The following is a 17,175-nucleotide window of genomic DNA, read 5'->3' as shown; positions in this document are numbered from 1 at the left end:
GATCGGACGGCGTTAAGACAAAGCAGGCGGCGGGCTTGGCCATGTGGGTTACCGGTCAGTGGCTTCGGAGCCACGCCAGTATAACGTTACATCATTAAATAAACGAACTACCCGCTCTGGACACTAGTACTGTTACTCACCGCCATTTCCAGCGCTGCATTGGCGCAGCAGGAGGGCATGACACTGCAGCAGGAGCGTGACCAGATGGGTGCCGATTTGGAAGAAAATCGCCAGCAGATCGGTCGCGATATCAACCGTATCCGTGAGCCGGGCACCACTCGGGAGCAGGCGCCTGGTGTCAACCGAGGGGGCGTGCAGAGTGATGCGTACAACCCCCGACCCAACGTTCCGGGTGCCACGAACCCGCCGACCGGGACCGGTTTGCCGAGTCCGCAGAACAATGTCCGCCAGCCGAACGGTGGCGTGGGCGCGAATCCTGCTCTGGGCACCACCCAGCCGCAGACCGCTCCGGGTGGTGCCAATGGAAACGCCAATCAGGGCGGCGTCACACCGCCGGGTGGAATCGGAACAGGTAGCGGTAACGGTGCAGGCGGAGCCAGCAGCGGCGGTGCGGCCAGCGGCGGCGCAACGGGTGGCGCCGCCGGTCAGCGTTGAGTCGGCCGGCGTTCAGCAGGTGGTGTCGCCGCTGCTCAGAAGGCTCAGGGTGGCCGTATCGGCCTGACCGTCGAAGAAGGCTTGCTGCGCCTGCTCGAACTGGGCGGAGTCTGGCGCTACATAGGCGAAGAGGGTCATGCAGGAGTGAAACTTCAGGTCGTCTGGGCTTCCCAGAATCTGCTGTGCGCTGTTGCGGTGATGCCCTAGCATCGCCTCGGTGCAGGCCAGCAGACGTGGTCCCAGCAGCGGGTGCTGCAAATAGGCTTCAGCCTCGGCTCGGCCCGAAATCGCGTAGCGCTGTGCCATGGCGCTGCGGCCAAGTCCCTGCAGCTGCGGAAAGATGAACCACATCCAGTGCGTACGTTTGCGCCCGCTGCGCAGTTCTGCCAGCGCCTGCGGATACTGGAGTTGTTGAGCGTCGACGAAGCGCTGCAGGTGGTAGGGATCGGCCATGGAAGTGATTGCGGCATGAAAAGGACTGCGAGCAATCTGCAACAGGCCAGACGGCACGACAATCGCTGACGGACGTATGGTGCCCTCGGATCGGGGCTCTAGAACGCAAAAAAACCCCTGACTTCGGGGAAGTCAGGGGTTTTGCTTGAATCGAATATGGCGGTGAGGAAGGGATTCGAACCCTTGATACGATTTCTCGTATACACACTTTCCAGGCGTGCTCCTTCAACCGCTCGGACACCTCACCGGATCGACGGAGGTTCATGTCCGTCGAGGCGCGCTAATGTAATCGAACCCTGTGCCTTTGGCAAAAACTTTTTTAGCTTATTCATGCGCTTAACAAATTCGTCTCACTCAGGTGACAGGCTGCACGTTCCGCTAGACTCCTGATTGCAGCCTTGGTCGATGCCTGGGTTATTTTGAATAAGAAGCCGAGCGGAGCTCACCTGTGCCATGAAACTGACAAGCAAGTCAGGCAAGCATATCGATACCTTGCTGGTGCCGACCCGGCGTCGGGTTGCTGTCGCCCGCCTGGAATTGGGCATGTACGTCTGCGAGCTGGATCGGCCGTGGAATGAAACGAACTTTGCGTTCCAGGGTTTTCCGCTGCTGAAGCCCGCCGAGATACGCGCGCTACGCAACTGTTGCGAGTATGTCTATGTCGACGATACGCGCAGAGTTCGCTTGCAGCACGATACGCCGGTTCCGGTCGTCGGGCCGCGTGTTCGCAAGCCGATAGAGCGACCGCATCACGCGCTTTCGACCGAGGTGGAAGAGGCCCGCGCAGCCTATCTGGATGGCTCCCGCCTGATCGAACAGGTACTGGCCGACGTGCAGCATGGACGAGTGATCGACACCCGCGCATGCCATGGCGCCGTCAAGCGCAACCTGGCCAGCATGCTGCGCAATGAAAGCGCCATGCTCTGGCTGGTCCGGCTGAAGAACAAGGATCTCTACACCAGCCTGCACTGCTTGTCGGTGTCGATCATGGCGATGGGCTTCGGCAATCATCTCGGCCTGCAGGACGACAAACTCCAGCTGCTGGGCATGGCGGGGTTGCTGCATGACGTCGGCAAGATGCGCATTGATCCGGAGATTCTCAACAAGCCCGGAAAGCTCACCGCGCAGGAGTTCGAGGTGATCAAGCGGCATCCGGTCTTCGGCCTGGAAGCGCTGCGGGCGCAACCCGGTATTCCGGAGGCTGCACTGCACGCCGCGTATGGCCATCACGAGCGACTCGATGGCACTGGATATCCGCTGGGTTCGGGGCCGGCGCAGATTTCCTACATGACGCGCATCATCACCATTGTCGACGCTTTCGACGCCATTACCAGCCACCGGGCCTACGATTGCGCGCGACCAGTGCAATCGGCCTTCGAGATCCTGCGCAGCGCCAGCGGCAGGCAGTTCGACGAGGACCTGGTGAGCGAATTCATCCGCTGGCTGGGAGCCTTCCCGGTGGGTACGCTCGTCGAGTTGCACACCGGTGAGGTCGCCGTGGTAGTGGAAAAACATCGGCAATACCAACTCCGCCCCCGTGTTGTGGTGCTGCGCGATGCCGCCAAGCAGCGCTGCACGCCGCGTTATCTGGACCTGGCGCAGATCACCGTGGACGAGGAGGGTGCGCCTTACCGGATATCCGTCGGTCTGCCGGATGGCTCTTTCGGGCTTCATCTCGCCGACCCCGAGCTACAGGCCATCCTGCACCCCGAGACACTGGCCGACTTCGAATCGAGCTGATCCCTTTCTGTACAGATACGTTTCGGTGCGGCTATGCCGCCTCTGGCGTGACCGGCCGGTCGGTCATCGCGCTTTACCTGAGCCTGAGCGCTGGGTAACGTCTGCCCACTTCAAAAACAAGGAATCTCTTCATGAGTGAGCTGGTCTCCTACCAATTCGAAGACGGCGTCGCCACGCTGACGCTGTGCAATGGCAAGGTCAACGCCCTTTCGCCTGCCGTGTTCGAGGCGCTCAACGCCGCGCTGGATCGCGCCGAGCAGGACCGTGCCGTCGTGATTCTCACCGGGCAGCCGGGCATCCTGTCCGGCGGCTACGATCTGAAGGTCATGACGTCGAGCCCGCAGAACGCCATGACGCTGGTCGCTACCGGTTCGACCTTCTCCCGCCGGATGTTGGCGCACCCGTTTCCGATCATCGTGGCGTGCCCAGGGCATGCGATCGCCAAAGGCGCCTTCCTGCTGTTGTCCGCCGATTACCGCATTGGTGTCGAAGGGCCATTCCATATAGGCCTCAATGAGGTGCAGATCGGCATGACCATGCACCATGCAGGCATCGAGTTGGCGCGTGACCGTTTGCGCAAGTCAGCCTTCCATCGCTCGGTGATCAACGGCGAGATGTTCGATCCGATTGGCGCGGTGGATGCCGGTTTTCTCGACAAGGTGGTGCCGACCGGTGAGCTGCTGGCAGTCGCCAAAGCCGCGGCCGAGCAGCTCAAGAAGATCAACCTAGTGGCGCACAAGAACACCAAGCTCAAAGTGCGCAAGGCGCTGCTGGAAACCCTGGATCAGGCGATCGCGCTGGACCAGCAGCACTTCGGCTGAAAGAGCGCGTGGAGCGCAAGAGAATTTCTTCTCGAGTGCGCACGAGGGCCGGCCCTGCGTTTACACTGCGCGAGTGACGCCCCGCCGATGGCGGGGCGTTTTCATTTCTCATTCCGTGTCGCCTCGCAGGAGAGCCCCGATGTCCGCCCCGCACACCCCGGTAGAACGCGCCGATTTCGACCAGGTCATTGTTCCCACCTTCGCCCCAGCAGCCTTCGTACCGGTACGTGGCCTGGGTTCGCGAGTATGGGATCAGAGCGGGCGAGAACTGGTGGACTTCGCTGGCGGCATCGCGGTCAATGCACTGGGCCATGCGCATCCGGCGATGGTCGCGGCGCTGACCGAGCAGGCTGGCAAGCTCTGGCACATTTCCAACATCTATACCAACGAGCCGGCGCTGCGCCTGGCGAAGAAGCTGACGGCAGCGACCTTCGCCGACCGCGCGTTCTTCTGCAATTCCGGCGCGGAAGCCAACGAGGCGGCGTTCAAGCTGGCCCGTCGTTACGCCCATGACGTCTACGGGCCGCAGAAATTCGAGATTATCTCGGCGCTCAACAGCTTCCACGGCCGGACCCTGTTCACCGTCACGGTGGGCGGGCAGTCGAAGTACTCCGACGGCTTCGGGCCAAAGATCGAAGGGATTACCCATGTACCCTTCAACGATCTCGACGCCCTGAAAGCGGCGATCTCCGACAAGACCTGCGCGGTGGTGCTGGAGCCGATCCAGGGCGAGAGCGGCATCCTGCCGGGCGACCAGGCCTATCTGGAAGGCGCGCGCCAGCTGTGCAACGAGCACAACGCGCTGCTCATCTTCGATGAGGTGCAGACCGGCCTCGGCCGTACCGGCGAGCTGTTCGCCTACATGCACTACGGCGTCACGCCGGATATCCTGACCAACGCCAAGAGCCTGGGCGGCGGCTTCCCCATCGGGGCAATGCTGACCACCAACCAGATCGCCGCGCACCTGAGCGTCGGCACCCACGGCACCACTTATGGCGGCAATCCGCTGGCCTGCGCAGTTGCCGAGACGGTGCTGGATATCGTCAATACGCCTGAGGTGCTCGAAGGCGTCAAGGCGCGACACGAGCGTTTCAAGGCGCGCCTGATGCAGATCGGTGAGCGCTATGGCGTGTTCAGCCTGGTGCGTGGCCGTGGCTTGCTGATCGGCTGTGTGTTGAGCGAGGCCTGGAAGGGTAAGGCCGGTGCCTTCTGCGCCGCGGCGGAAAAGCAAGCTCTCATGGTGCTGCAGGCCGGCCCCGACGTGGTACGCCTGGCGCCGAGCCTGGTCATCGACGACGCTGATATCGACGAAGGGCTGGATCGCCTCGAGCGCGCCGTCGCGACGCTGACCCAAGCCTGACCATTCCCCATGCGCGGCGCCGCGGGCGTCGCGCGTTCTACTAGCGAGAGCAATTCAATGAGCGATAGCCTGCAACTGGTTCTGGAAGATGTCGACGGAACCCAACTGGAAACTTCCTGCACCCGTTTTGCCGTGATTTGGCAGGGCCGCGAGGTCTGGATTCAGCAGGTCGGCAACGGTCAGCTGATGATCGGTGTGGACGTCGAGGACGGCGACACCGAGTACGCCAATCTGGTGCTGCGTCCGTTGGCGACCAATCTGGTCAGCCTGCAGCTGGAAATGGAGCCGGTCGAGGCCGATGACGACGAGCACGTCCACGGCCCTGACTGCAATCACTGACGGCAGACCGGCATGCTCGCTATCGGCAAGCTGCTGGAACTGACCTTCGCCGGGCGCGAGCCCTGCGAGAAAGTCCAGCTCACCCCGCGCGGGGTGAAGCTGCACTGGCTGGCCGAGGGCGCGCTGCTGGTATCGCCGCCGAGCGGCCAGGATCAGGGCATCGACCTGGTTCTGTCGGCCGGCATACACGGCAATGAACTCATCCCCATACATGTCTTGGATCGCCTGATCCGTGCGCTCGCACGGGGCGATGTGCAGCCCCGTGCGCGACTGTTGCTGCTGTTCGCCAATCCTGCAGCGATGCGTCGCATGGTTCGGTACATCGAACATGACCTTAACCGTCTCTTTCTCGGTGCCCATGCTGATGTATGGGGCGGCGAAGCCATTCGTGCGTCAGAGCTTGAGGCATTGGTCGGAGGCTTCTTCAGCGTGTCCGGACGCCAGCGCCGGCACTATGACCTGCACTCAGCGATGCGCCCGTCGCGTCTCGCCCAGTTTGCGATCTGCCCTTGGCGCGAGGGAGGGGGCGCACAACCCAATGCGTTGGCCCGACTGCATGCTCTGGCAATCGACGGAGTCCTGTTGCAGCGCCAGCCCAGCTCTACCTTCAGTGCCATGACCGCCACGCTTCATGGCGCCGAGGCGTTTACCTTGGAGCTTGCCGAAGGCAAGGACGAGGCACTGCCGCCGGCAGTGCTGCAGTTCGAGCAGGGGCTGATCGCAATGATCGAGGGGCGCGAGTTGTCTGCGGATGCAGAGGCGCAACCGCAGCTGCTGAGTATTTCTCGAGAGATCATCAAGCGCAGCTCGCGGTTTCGGCTGTGTCTACCCGCTGACATCGAGAACTTTGCGCCATTGCCGCTTGGCAGCCTGCTTGCCGAGGACGACGGCATGCGCTGGGTGGTCGATGAGCCGGACGCGCGCATTCTTTTCCCCATGGCCGATGTTGCCGAAGGACAGCGTGCTGCATTGATCGTTGTGCCATTGGAGCAGTCCGACACGTAGCACTGAGGCGCTCGCTCCGGAAATGGGCGGTTGCAATCGGTCACTTGCGCCCTTATCTAGCTTCACTCCCTTCGCGTTGTGTGCACCTTCTTATGAGTACTGCTCTATCCATTCGGCAGTTGACCAAGACCTACGGCAACGGCTTCCAGGCCCTCAAGGGTATCGACCTGGACGTGGCCGAAGGCGACTTCTTCGCCTTGCTCGGGCCCAATGGCGCCGGCAAGTCCACCACCATCGGCATCCTCTCCACCCTGGTGAACAAGAGCGGCGGCACGGTCAACGTGTTCGGTCACGATCTGGATCGCGACCCGTCCGGGCTCAAGCGTTGCCTAGGCGTGGTGCCGCAGGAATTCAACTTCAACCAGTTCGAGAAGGCCTTCGACATCCTGGTCACGCAGGCCGGCTACTACGGCATCCCGGCGAAGATTGCCAAGGAGCGCGCGGAGCGCTATCTCAACCAGCTGGGGTTGTGGGACAAGCGTGATGTTTCCTCGCGGATGCTCTCCGGCGGCATGAAGCGCCGCCTGATGATCGCGCGGGCGCTGATCCATCAACCGCGGCTGTTGATTCTCGACGAGCCCACCGCGGGTGTGGATATCGAGCTGCGCCGCTCGATGTGGTCGTTCCTCACCGAGCTCAATCGTGAAGGCATCACCATCATCCTCACCACCCACTATCTGGAGGAGGCCGAACAGCTGTGCCGCAACATCGGCATCATCGACCATGGCCAGATCGTCAAGAACACCAGCATGCGCGAGCTGCTCTCGCAGCTGCACGTGGAAACCTTTCTGCTGGACCTCAAGGAGTCGCAACTGGTCGCGCCGGAGCTGGGCAGCTATCCGGCGCAGTTGATCGATCATCACACCCTCGAGGTGCAGGTAGAGAAGAGTCAGGGCGTGACCGAACTGTTCCGTCTGCTCAGCGCTCAGGGCATCGAGGTGCTGAGCCTTCGCAACAAGACCAACCGACTGGAGGAGCTGTTCGTGTCGCTGGTGGAGAACAACCTGAAGGTGAAGTCATGAGCGGCGAACTGCGTCCCAACCTGGTCGCGCTGCAGACCATCGTCCAGCGCGAGATCCGCCGCTATACACGCATCTGGCCGCAGACGCTGCTGCCCCCGGCGATCACCATGGTGTTGTACTTCGTCATCTTCGGCAGCCTGATCGGCGCGCGGATCGGCGACATGGACGGCTTCAGCTACATGGATTACATCGTGCCGGGGCTGATCATGATGTCGGTGATCACCAACTCGTACAGCAACGTGGTGTCGAGCTTCTTCAGCACCAAGTTCCAGCGCTCCATCGAGGAGCTGCTGGTCTCGCCGGTCTCGCCGCATGTGATCGTCATTGGTTTTGCCCTGGGTGGTATCACCCGTGGGCTGGCGGTTGCGGTAATCGTCACGCTGCTGTCGATGTTCTTCACCGATCTGCAGGTGCACCACCTGGGCGTGACCGTGCTGGTGATCACCCTGACGGCGAGTATCTTCGCCCTGGGTGGCTTCATCAACGCGGTGTTCGCGCGCAACTTCGACGATATCTCGATCATCCCGACCTTCGTCCTGACGCCGTTGACCTACCTGGGCGGGGTGTTCTACTCGATCAACCTGCTGTCGCCGTTCTGGCAGACGCTGTCGTTGGCCAACCCGGTGTTGCACATGGTCAATGCGTTTCGCTACGGGATTCTCGGTGTCTCGGATATCCGCATCGGTGTGGCGATCAGCTTCATGCTGGTAGCGGTGGCGGCGCTCTATCTGGTCTCCGTCGGCCTGCTCAAGAGTGGACGCGGGATGCGCCAATAGACCGCGGACCGTTCGGCGACTGCGCCGATGCCGCTGAAAAGAACGCCGCGAAGCGCTAAACTTCGCGGCGTTTCTCGTTCAGGTCCATTCCCCATGCAGCATCCCGCCGAACATTCCCCGCTGGGCAAGTCCAGTGACTACGTCGCCACCTACAGCCCGCACCTACTGTTTCCGATTCCGCGCGCGCCGAAGTGGGCCGAGCTTGGTCTCACCGCCGAGACGCTGCCCTACCAGGGCGTGGATCTGTGGAATTGCTACGAACTGTCATGGTTGCTGCCTTCCGGCAAGCCGGTGGTGGCGATCGGTGAATTCGAGATTCCGGCGGACTCGCCGAGCATCATCGAATCCAAGTCGTTCAAGCTCTATCTGAACTCGCTGAACCAGTCGGTGTTCGAGTCGCGGGAAGCGCTGGCCGAGGTGATGAGCAGCGATCTTTCCGCGGCAGCCGGCAAGCCGGTGAAGGTGCGCCTGCGCACGCTGGATGAGGTGGCGGCCGAGGGTGTTGCGACGCTGCCAGGGCGCTGCGTCGACGATCTGGACGTGACCATCGAGCATTACGACCATCCTCAACCGGGACTGTTGGCCTGTGATGCCGGGCATATGGTCGAGGAGTCGCTGCACAGCCACTTGCTCAAGTCCAACTGTCCGGTGACCGGTCAGCCGGACTGGGGCAGTGTAGTCGTTGAGTACCGCGGCGCGGCGTTGCAGGCTGAGAGCCTGTTGGCCTATCTGGTGAGCTTCCGTCAGCATGCCGACTTTCACGAGCAATGCGTGGAGCGCATCTTTCTCGATCTGCAGCGTTTGCTGCAGCCGGAGAAGCTGACCGTCTACGCGCGTTACGTGCGCCGTGGCGGGCTGGACATCAATCCGTACCGCAGTACCGAGGCGATGGTCGTGGACAATCGCCGTCTGGTGCGCCAGTAACGCAGCGGGTCAGGGCCGCAGCGCGACCCGTGACCTGCTTCAGATGCCCATATTGGCCAGGGTCTGCATGATGTTGCGCAGCGTCATGGCCATGCTTGGGTGGCTGACCTCGAAGCGCTCGACGGCCAGGTTGACGCCATCCACCAGCGAGTCGTTGTGGTCGGTGCTGCCCTGCGTCGCCAGGCGAACTTCGATGTCCTGGGCGATCGCTTGCAGCGAAGCCCGCTCCTCGTCGGTCAGCGGCGTGTCCTGGGCCAGTTGATAACGCAGTTCTTCGAGCTGCGACTGCAGATCATGTTCCGGCATTTTGCTTCCCTCTCATGGGTTTACGGGCGGCGTGTAATGAACGTCGATAGCTGAAGGTTAAACCAGCGGCCAGGCCTTGTCTGTGCCTTTACCGGCGCTGGCGCAAGCGCCGGCCTGTGCCACGAAGCCGAATATCCGGCTGACTGCCGAAAACAGGATGTTCACTCTATACTGCGCGGTCTGCGTCGGTGCGCCGCATGCACCAAATACCTAAGGGAGAGAAAAGTGATGCCCAAGATCGCTACGGCCTGGATCGCCGTGCTCAAGGCCAGTTTCGTCGCTACGATCGCCACGCTTGGCGCAGCGCCAGCGTTAGCGGCCGAAGAAGATCCGTGGGAAGGCGTCAACCGCGCGGTGTTTCGTTTCAATGACACCGTTGACACCTACACCCTCAAGCCCTTGGCCCAGGGCTACCAGAAAGTGACGCCGAGCTTCCTCGAGGACGGCATCGGCCATGTGTTCAGTAATCTCGGTGATGTGGTGGTGCTGACCAACGACCTGCTGCAGGGCAAGGTCCGCGATGCCGGCATCGACACCAGTCGCATCCTGTTCAATACCACATTCGGCGTGCTCGGTTTCTTCGACGTTGCCACCCGTATGGGGCTGCACAAGAACGATGAGGACTTCGGCCAGACGCTGGGTGCCTGGGGGCTGGGAAGTGGGCCGTATGTCGTGCTGCCGCTGCTTGGGCCAAGCACGGTGCGTGATGCCGTCGGCCGGGTGCCGGATTACTTCCTCGAACCGTATCCGCACATGGATCATGTGCCGACCCGCAACGTGACGCGGAGTGTGGACCTGATCGATACGCGCGCAGGACTGCTGTCAGCCGAGAAGATGATTCAGGGTGATCGCTACATCTTCGTACGCAACGCGTACCTTCAGAATCGCGAATTCCGGGTCAAGGACGGGGAAGTCGAAGACGACTTCTGAAGCCTGGCCGCATTTGCTGCGGCCATCGCTGGAGCAGGGTCAGGACATCGAGAGGATTGCCAGACCCAGGCTCTGCCGGCCATCGTCGAGCTGGCTGACGCGTACGACTTCTGTCTGCGCGTCCAGTCCTTTCAGTTCGCTGTGCTCGGATGGAATGAGTACTCGGACCTTGTCGCCCATGCGTAGTTGGGCGCTGGCCAGAACCTGCATGCCGGTACTGGAGAGGTCGATACATGTGCCGCTCAGTTTTGTGTCGCCATGTTCCAGCGCAACGGTGGTTTCGATTTGCATTCGGATGAAATCGCGTTTTTCACTGTAATCGCGGTCTTTCTGGCTCATGGTTTCAACCTTTTATATATGGCTTGCGGCATTCTTATAGCTCCCCTCAATTCGACCTGTAAAGGCGCCAGCCGGTCGGCTTGAAACCCCGATCGTATGGGAGTACCGTCTGCGCCTTGAAACGAACCCAAGCCCGGCGTCATGCGGGGCCAATGTTTTCGCCAATCATTCTGGCGACCCCGCCTGGTAGGAACATGCATAAACCAAGCGCGACGCTGCTGATCATAGATGACGACGATGTGGTTCGAGCCAGTCTGGCTGCCTATCTGGATGACAGTGGTTTTCGTGTCTTGCAGGCCGGCAATGGCCCGCAGGGCATGGAGCTCTTCGAGTCGGAGCAGCCCGATCTGGTGATCTGCGATCTGCGCATGCCGCAGATGGATGGCCTTGAGCTGATCCGTCAGATCAGTGAGCGCCAGCTCGACCTCCCCGTGATCGTGGTTTCCGGTGCCGGCGTGATGAGCGACGCGGTGGAGGCCCTGCGCTTGGGCGCTGCCGACTACCTGATCAAGCCACTCGAAGACCTGGCGATGCTCGAGCATTCGGTACGCCGGGCGCTGGACCGTTCTCGTTTGCGGCTGGAAAATCGCCGCTATCGTGAACAGCTCGAGACGGCCAATCGTGATCTGCAAGCCAGCCTGCACCTGTTGCAGGAAGACCAGGACGCCGGTCGCCAAGTGCAGATGAACATGCTGCCGGTGACGCCCTGGAGCGTCGATGGCTTCGACTTCGCCCACCAGATCATCCCATCGCTGTACCTGTCCGGTGACTTCGTCGACTATTTCCGCGTGGATGAGCGGCGCATCGGTTTCTACCTGGCCGATGTTTCCGGCCATGGTGCCTCCTCGGCGTTTGTGACCGTGCTGCTCAAGTTCATGACGACCCGACTGCTGTACGAGTCGCGCCGTGGCGGCACGCTGCGCGAGTTCAAACCGTCGGAAGTGCTAGATCACATCAACCGCGGGCTGATCAATTGCAAGCTGGGCAAGCACGTGACCATGCTGGGCGGCGTTATCGATCAGGAGCATGACGTGCTGCACTACAGCATTGGCGGTCATCTGCCTATGCCGGTGCTGTACACGGGAGAGGGCGCGCACTATCTCGAAGGGCGTGGGTTGCCGGTCGGGTTGTTCGTCGAGGCGGCCTATCAGAATTTCGAGCTGAAGCTGCCCGAGACCTTCAGCTTGACCTTGCTCTCCGACGGCATTCTGGACCTTTTGCCCTGCGACACACTCAAAGAAAAAGAGTCCGCGCTGCCCGGTCTGATTACCGATGCCGGTGGCACGCTGGATGGATTACGTCGAGTCTTCGGGGTGGCCGAGCTGGCTGACATGCCCGACGATATCGCCTTGCTGGTGTTGAGCAGGAACCTTGCATGAGTACTGGTAGAATCCAGTTCGCCGAGATGGATGGCACCTTTGTTCTGAAGTTCATAGGTGAAATCCGTTTGACGCTCTGTTCGGCGCTGGATACAACGATCGAGAAGATCTTCTCGTCGCGCAATTTTTCTTCGATTGTCATTGATCTGACCGAAAGCCGAAGCATTGACAGCACCACCTTGGGCCTATTGGCCAAGCTGTCGATACTGTCGCGGCAGAAGGTGGGTATGTTGCCGACGCTGGTCACCACCCACCCGGACATCACCCGGCTGTTGCAGTCTATGGGCTTCGATCAGGTGTTCAATATCGTCGATACGCCGTTGCCATGCCCGGAATGCCTGGCCGATCTGCCATCGCAGGATCAATCCGAAGAGGTGGTGAAGGCCAAGGTGCTCGAGGCTCACCGCATCCTGATGAGCCTCAACGAATCCAACCGCGAGGCCTTCCATGACCTCGTCACCGCATTGGAGCGGTCCTGATCAGGCCAGCTTGGCCAGCAGGGCTTCGAGTTTCTCCTGGTCCCGCGCGAACTGACGGATGCCTTCGGCGAGCTTTTCGGTCGCCATCGCATCCTCGTTCAGGCCCCAGCGGAAGCTCTTTTCATCCAGACTGATACGCGCTTCTGACTCGCGGCCGGGCTGCAGTTTGCGTTCCAGCGCGCCGCTGGCTGCGGCCAGGTCGCCGAGCAGTTCCGGGCTGATGGTCAGCCGGTCGCAACCGGCCAGTGCCTCGATCTGTCCGACATTGCGGAAGCTCGCGCCCATCACTACTGTCTTGTATCCGTGAGCCTTGTAGTAGTCGTAGATGCGGCTGACCGACTGCACGCCCGGATCTTCCGCGCCTTGGTAATCACGGCCTTCGTGCTTCTTGTGCCAGTCGTAGATACGGCCAACGAACGGTGAAATCAGGAACACATCGGCCTCGGCGCATGCCACGGCCTGGGTGAAGGAGAACAGCAGGGTAAGGTTGGTCTGGATGCCGGCTTTCTCCAGCTGTTCGGCTGCGCGGATGCCTTCCCAGGTCGAAGCGATCTTGATCAGAACGCGCTCGCGGCTGATGCCAGCCTGCTCGTAAAGGCCGATCAGGCGCTCACCGCGCTGGACCATGGCTTGAGTGTCGAACGACAATCGCGCATCGACCTCGGTGGAGATGCGCCCGGGGATCAGTTCCAGAATCTGCTTGCCTACAGCGACGGCGAACAGGTCGCACGCCAGACCGATGTCGCCGTGGCACTGCTTCATCGCGTTTGCCAGGTCATCGGCATAACGCGGCATGGCCGCTGCCTTGAGCAGCAGTGAAGGATTGGTGGTGGCGTCCACCGGTTTCAGGCGAGCAATGGCGTCGATGTCGCCTGTATCGGCGACGACAGTGGTGAACTGCTTGAGTTGTTCCAGCTTGGAAGTCATGTAAGAGGGGCTCCGTCCTGTGAGTGGCATGACCTTACCCGAGCCAGTCAGCCCGCTCAACGAGCGGGTGGACCCGGATGCGCCTGGCCTTTGATCGAAATGCCGGGGTTGCGTTCCTTGCGTGCGGAGCCTTCAGTGCCCTTCGAGCAGCGCCACCGCCTGATCGAGCAGCGCAAGGGGGTCGCTCGTCTTGTGGATGTCCACCGAAAGCAACTGGCGGAAGCGCCGCGCGCCGGGAAAGCCCTGGCCCAAACCGAGCACATGACGGGTGATGTGATGCATCGCGCCACCGTCGCTCAAGTGGCGCTCAATGTAGGGTCGCATATTGCGTAGTGCCTGTGCCCGGCTGATCACCGGCGCTTCGCTTCCGAACAGCTCCCGATCGACGCGGGCCAGCAGATAGGGGTTGTGGTAGGCCTCGCGCCCTAGCATGACGCCATCGAAGGTTTGCAGGTGCGCGCGGCACTCGTCCAGCGTCTTGATGCCGCCGTTCAGGATGATCTCGAGGTCCGGGAAGTCCTTCTTCAGCTGCGCGGCGATGTCGTAACGCAATGGCGGCACCTCACGGTTCTGCTTCGGTGACAGCCCTTCGAGGATGGCGATGCGCGCGTGCACGGTGAAGCTGCGGCATCCGGCGTCGCGTACCTGACCGACAAAATCGCACAGCTCGGCATAGCTGTCGCGTCCATTGATACCGATGCGATGCTTGACGGTGACCTCGATATCCACTGCATCGCGCATTGCCTTTACGCAATCGGCCACCAGTGACGGGTGGCCCATCAGGCAAGCGCCGATCATGTTGTTCTGCACCCGATCACTGGGGCAGCCAACGTTGAGGTTCACCTCGTCATAACCCGCGGCTTCGGCGAGCTTGGCGCACTCGGCCAGCTCCGCCGGCACACTGCCTCCCAGCTGCAGTGCCAGTGGGTGCTCAGTCTCGTCATACCGCAGAAACCGCTGCGCATCGCCATGCAGCAGCGCGCCGGTGGTGACCATCTCGGTGTAGAGCAACGCGTGTTGCGAAAGCTGGCGAAGGAAGTACCTACAGTGCCTATCAGTCCAATCCATCATCGGCGCGACGGAGAACTTTCTACTTGCAACAGACTGATTCGAATGAGGACTTTGCACTATCGGGCCGGATAACTTGGAGAGTCGGTGCAGGCGCACACGAGCGGTAAATGGGGGCGGCATTATACAGGATGCTGCCCATGGGCCAGCCCGGCTTGCAAGCCTGTCGTCCGGTCGGGATCAGCGGCGGCTGCCTTTTCCGAGTGCCCGTCTTGCGGTCCGCTAAAAACCGTGCGGTCACCGAACGACGGGGTGTCGTTCGTTGGTCGAATCTCCTATGCTCGAACGAAGCGATAGTCTTGACGAAGATCAAGCCTGAGCATGCATGTGCGTGGCAGGAATCGCCGCCGGCGTCGTTGACGATGGACCGGCCGACTATAAGAACAATGCGAGTGCTTGGTGATGGAACGACTGCTGAACGAAAAAAGCAGGATCTTCGAGCATGCCGATCCGCATGCCGTTTCGGACTACGTCAATCAGCACGTGGGGGCGCACTGCATTCGTCTGCCGCGCACGGGCAGCCAGCAGGCGAGCCTGAGCCACTGCAAGTTCGGCAAACTCGACCTCTGCCAGATCAGCTATGGCGGCAGCGTTCATGTCACCTCACCGGCGCTGGAAACCATTTATCACCTGCAGCTGCTGCAGCGCGGTCATTGCCTGTGGCGCGGCCGGGGGCAGGAGCACTATTTCACGCCCGGCGAGCTGCTGCTGATCAATCCGGACGACCCGGTCGACCTGACCTATTCGGAAGACTGCGAGAAACTCATCGTCAAACTGCCGGCCTCCTTTCTGGAGAAGGCCTGTAGCGAAAACCAGTGGCAGGCTCCGGCGGAGGGGATTCGCTTCGGCAGCAACCGCCACGCGCTCAGCGAACTCGATGGGTTTGGCAGCCTGCTTGGATTGATCTGCCAGGAGGCGGGGTCCGAGCAGAGCATTCCGCAGATTCAGGAGCAGTACAGCCGGATCATCGCCAGCAAGCTGCTCTGCAGCCTGGCCAGCAACATCCGCCGCGATCCGTTTGGCGACAGTTGCCCGTCCTTCGGGCGGATTGCCGACTATATAGATGAGCATCTGAAGCGTGACATTTCTGTCGAACAGCTGGCCGAGCTGGCCAACATGAGCCTGCGCTCGCTCTATCTGCTGTTCGAGCGCAAGGTCAACACCACGCCGAAGTCGTACATCCGTTAGCGCAAGCTGGAGCAGATCCATGGCCGGCTGAGCGATCCTTCGGCCAAGGTGCGCAACATCACCGAGATCGCCATGGACTATGGCTTCATGCATCTGGGGCGCTTCTCGGAAAGCTACAAGAGCACCTTCGGCGAGCTGCCTTCGGATACGTTGCGCCGCCATCACTGAGTCCCCTTGAGTCGCTGCCGGTCCGACGGAAGCGGCTCTTTTTTCCTTTCTTGCCACTGCGCATTCGCTGCTCGTCACCCCCCGCGTGACGCGTGGGCGGCGTCCTGCGTGCCTGCGTCAATCTGTCCGCTTGCGCTTTGCAGAAAACGGATAGAGGTACTGCAGAAAACGGATATTGATGCCGTCTCCCGCGCCGTAGCCTGAATCGCCCCAGGTTTTCTAGACACTCTCCAGGCTCTGGAAATAGCGCTTTTCAAACTCTACCGGCGACAGCTGATTGTTGAAACCGTGCCGGCGTTTCTATGACTCGCAGGAAGATGGCAGCAAGCTTGCGGGAGAGATTGATAATCGGACGTTCTATTCGCTGCTATCTGCCAGGCACGGCGGCCACACATTCTATGTCGGCTACCAGGCAATGTTCGGGACAGCGCTTTTCCTCGGGTCTTCGCCAACGTAACGCCGCTCGGCAACGAGGTGCCAACCTACGAGTTCGCCGAAAAGGATGAGCGTTCCTGGCAGGCGCGGTACGAATACGATTTCGCCGCGGTCGGCGTTCCGGGCCTGGTCGCAACGGTGCGCTATATCTCGAGCGATAACGTCGATACGGATCGGGGCTTCGAGGGTACCGCTCATGAACGCGACCTGGACGTCAGCTATACGATTCAAAGCGGTCCGTTGAAGAACGTCGGCATTCGTATCCGCAATGTTGCAGCACGCTCTAACTACCGCAGTGACATTGATGAGAACCGGTTAATCCTCAGCTATACATTGGCGCTGTTCTGAATAGCAGATCGCCACCGTGGCACATAGGAGGGGCAGCCAGCCAAATCTGGCCTAAGTGGAAATAAACGGTTGACGTTGATTTTCAGGCTCCTATAATGCGCACCACTTCCGGCGCAGTCCTTAAGCAAAACCTCTTGTAAATCAAAAGGTTAGCGAAATAAAAGGGTTGCACGGATGGCTGATTCGAGTAGAATGCGCCGGGCTGGCAGGGTGGTGGTTGAATCCTGTTGGCGGCTTCGGTCGGGTTGATCGGAAGCGGTTGAAAGAGGTGGTTGACAGCGGATTTGAACGCTGTATGATTCGCCTCCCGCTGATGAGAGACGCAAGTTGATCTGAAGCGCAAGCGGTTGAGAAGAAAGAAAAACTTCTTCAAAAACAGCTTGACAGGTAACAAGGCTGCTGTAAAATGCGCGGCCTCGGTTGAGGCGAAAGACTTGATCGAAACGCTCTTTAACAACTGAATCAAGCAATTCGTGTGGGTGCTTGTGAATGTAAGACTGATGGTCAGATAGATTATCAGCATCACAAAGCAACACTCGTTTATTCGAGAGTT

At 60.7% G+C, this 17,175-nt stretch carries 18 protein-coding genes, 1 tRNA gene and 2 pseudogenes; 14 read left to right on the top strand and 7 right to left on the bottom strand.

Translation table 11 applies throughout. The features are described from left to right. The first annotated feature begins 177 nt into the window (after nt 1–177). Nucleotides 178–615 (top strand): hypothetical protein, encoded by a 438-nt coding sequence (locus tag IEG05_RS21980; RefSeq protein WP_224742952.1) that lies wholly within the window; start codon nt 178–180, stop codon nt 613–615. A gap of 12 nt (nt 616–627) precedes the next feature. Here the strand turns inward: IEG05_RS21980 and IEG05_RS21975 are convergent, their stop codons facing one another. Further along, entirely contained in the window at nt 628–1,068 is a 441-nt protein-coding gene (locus IEG05_RS21975; protein ID WP_046621122.1) for a DUF1810 domain-containing protein, read from the bottom strand. 157 nt (nt 1,069–1,225) lie between these two features. Beyond that, nucleotides 1,226–1,315: transfer RNA gene (locus IEG05_RS21970), tRNA-Ser, on the bottom strand. Between the two features lie 206 nt (nt 1,316–1,521). On the opposite strand from IEG05_RS21970, the gene IEG05_RS21965 reads away from it, so the two are divergent. The 8 genes from IEG05_RS21965 (at nt 1,522) to queF (ending at nt 9,055) form a co-directional block, all read left to right on the top strand. Continuing rightward, on the top strand, nt 1,522–2,808 hold the full coding sequence (locus IEG05_RS21965) for an HD-GYP domain-containing protein (protein ID WP_046621120.1): 1,287 nt from the start codon (nt 1,522–1,524) through the stop codon (nt 2,806–2,808). 131 nt (nt 2,809–2,939) lie between these two features. Beyond that, on the top strand, nt 2,940–3,629 hold the full coding sequence (locus tag IEG05_RS21960; RefSeq protein WP_046621119.1) for a crotonase/enoyl-CoA hydratase family protein: 690 nt from the start codon (nt 2,940–2,942) through the stop codon (nt 3,627–3,629). 139 nt (nt 3,630–3,768) lie between these two features. Beyond that, the gene (locus IEG05_RS21955; RefSeq protein ID WP_046621118.1) at nt 3,769–4,989 is read left to right on the top strand and encodes an aspartate aminotransferase family protein; all 1,221 of its coding nucleotides are present in this window, start codon (nt 3,769–3,771) and stop codon (nt 4,987–4,989) included. A gap of 57 nt (nt 4,990–5,046) precedes the next feature. Continuing rightward, nucleotides 5,047–5,328: a hypothetical protein gene (locus tag IEG05_RS21950; RefSeq protein ID WP_003282913.1), complete on the top strand. Its 282-nt coding sequence runs from the start codon at nt 5,047–5,049 to the stop codon at nt 5,326–5,328. Between the two features lie 12 nt (nt 5,329–5,340). Then, the gene (locus IEG05_RS21945; RefSeq protein ID WP_046621116.1) at nt 5,341–6,333 is read left to right on the top strand and encodes a succinylglutamate desuccinylase; all 993 of its coding nucleotides are present in this window, start codon (nt 5,341–5,343) and stop codon (nt 6,331–6,333) included. Nucleotides 6,334–6,425: 92 nt separating this feature from the next. Beyond that, the gene (locus tag IEG05_RS21940; protein ID WP_023447139.1) at nt 6,426–7,355 is read left to right on the top strand and encodes an ABC transporter ATP-binding protein; all 930 of its coding nucleotides are present in this window, start codon (nt 6,426–6,428) and stop codon (nt 7,353–7,355) included. Then, on the top strand, nt 7,352–8,131 hold the full coding sequence (locus IEG05_RS21935; protein ID WP_014820047.1) for an ABC transporter permease: 780 nt from the start codon (nt 7,352–7,354) through the stop codon (nt 8,129–8,131). The genes IEG05_RS21940 and IEG05_RS21935 overlap by 4 nt, the downstream gene beginning before the upstream one ends. Nucleotides 8,132–8,224: 93 nt before the next feature. Continuing rightward, nucleotides 8,225–9,055 (top strand): NADPH-dependent 7-cyano-7-deazaguanine reductase QueF, encoded by an 831-nt coding sequence (gene queF / locus IEG05_RS21930; RefSeq protein ID WP_023447140.1) that lies wholly within the window; start codon nt 8,225–8,227, stop codon nt 9,053–9,055. A 39-nt stretch (nt 9,056–9,094) separates the two neighbouring features. Here the strand turns inward: queF and IEG05_RS21925 are convergent, their stop codons facing one another. After that, nucleotides 9,095–9,361, bottom strand: a complete 267-nt coding sequence (locus IEG05_RS21925) for a DUF4404 family protein (protein WP_011912816.1) — start codon at nt 9,359–9,361, stop codon at nt 9,095–9,097. Nucleotides 9,362–9,589: 228 nt separating this feature from the next. On the opposite strand from IEG05_RS21925, the gene IEG05_RS21920 reads away from it, so the two are divergent. Continuing rightward, nucleotides 9,590–10,291, top strand: a complete 702-nt coding sequence (locus tag IEG05_RS21920; RefSeq protein WP_046621111.1) for an MlaA family lipoprotein — start codon at nt 9,590–9,592, stop codon at nt 10,289–10,291. A 39-nt stretch (nt 10,292–10,330) separates the two neighbouring features. Here IEG05_RS21920 and IEG05_RS21915 read toward each other — a convergent pair whose 3' ends face one another. After that, nucleotides 10,331–10,630: a PilZ domain-containing protein gene (locus IEG05_RS21915; RefSeq protein WP_014820049.1), complete on the bottom strand. Its 300-nt coding sequence runs from the start codon at nt 10,628–10,630 to the stop codon at nt 10,331–10,333. A gap of 194 nt (nt 10,631–10,824) precedes the next feature. On the opposite strand from IEG05_RS21915, the gene rssB reads away from it, so the two are divergent. Next, nucleotides 10,825–12,009 (top strand): two-component system response regulator RssB, encoded by a 1,185-nt coding sequence (gene rssB / locus IEG05_RS21910; RefSeq protein WP_046621108.1) that lies wholly within the window; start codon nt 10,825–10,827, stop codon nt 12,007–12,009. Next, nucleotides 12,006–12,488 carry an anti-sigma factor antagonist RssC gene (gene rssC, locus IEG05_RS21905; RefSeq protein WP_046621105.1) on the top strand — a complete coding sequence of 161 codons (483 nt, stop codon included), beginning with the start codon at nt 12,006–12,008 and terminating at the stop codon, nt 12,486–12,488. The genes rssB and rssC overlap by 4 nt, the downstream gene beginning before the upstream one ends. Here rssC and tal read toward each other — a convergent pair whose 3' ends face one another. Then, nucleotides 12,489–13,415: a transaldolase gene (gene tal / locus IEG05_RS21900; RefSeq protein WP_046621104.1), complete on the bottom strand. Its 927-nt coding sequence runs from the start codon at nt 13,413–13,415 to the stop codon at nt 12,489–12,491. A gap of 132 nt (nt 13,416–13,547) precedes the next feature. Further along, nucleotides 13,548–14,606, bottom strand: a complete 1,059-nt coding sequence (gene dusA / locus IEG05_RS21895) for a tRNA dihydrouridine(20/20a) synthase DusA (protein WP_080950597.1) — start codon at nt 14,604–14,606, stop codon at nt 13,548–13,550. Nucleotides 14,607–14,885: 279 nt separating this feature from the next. Between dusA and IEG05_RS21890 the strand changes: the two are divergent. Both IEG05_RS21890 and IEG05_RS21885 read left to right on the top strand, forming a co-directional pair. Next, nucleotides 14,886–15,839 (top strand): annotated as a pseudogene (locus IEG05_RS21890) (AraC family transcriptional regulator). Between the two features lie 298 nt (nt 15,840–16,137). Further along, a pseudogene (locus tag IEG05_RS21885) lies at nt 16,138–16,622 on the top strand (OprD family outer membrane porin); the annotation flags it as partial. Between the two features lie 149 nt (nt 16,623–16,771). On the opposite strand, the gene IEG05_RS21880 reads toward IEG05_RS21885, so the two are convergent. Beyond that, nucleotides 16,772–17,175: hypothetical protein (locus IEG05_RS21880; RefSeq protein ID WP_224742951.1), on the bottom strand; the 404-nt coding region annotated here is incomplete at its 5' end.

This window comes from Stutzerimonas kunmingensis (assembly GCF_014764705.1).
Lineage (GTDB): Bacteria > Pseudomonadota > Gammaproteobacteria > Pseudomonadales > Pseudomonadaceae > Stutzerimonas.
Note: the sequence above shows the minus strand (reverse complement) of the source record. Positions and strands in the feature narration are given on the sequence as shown.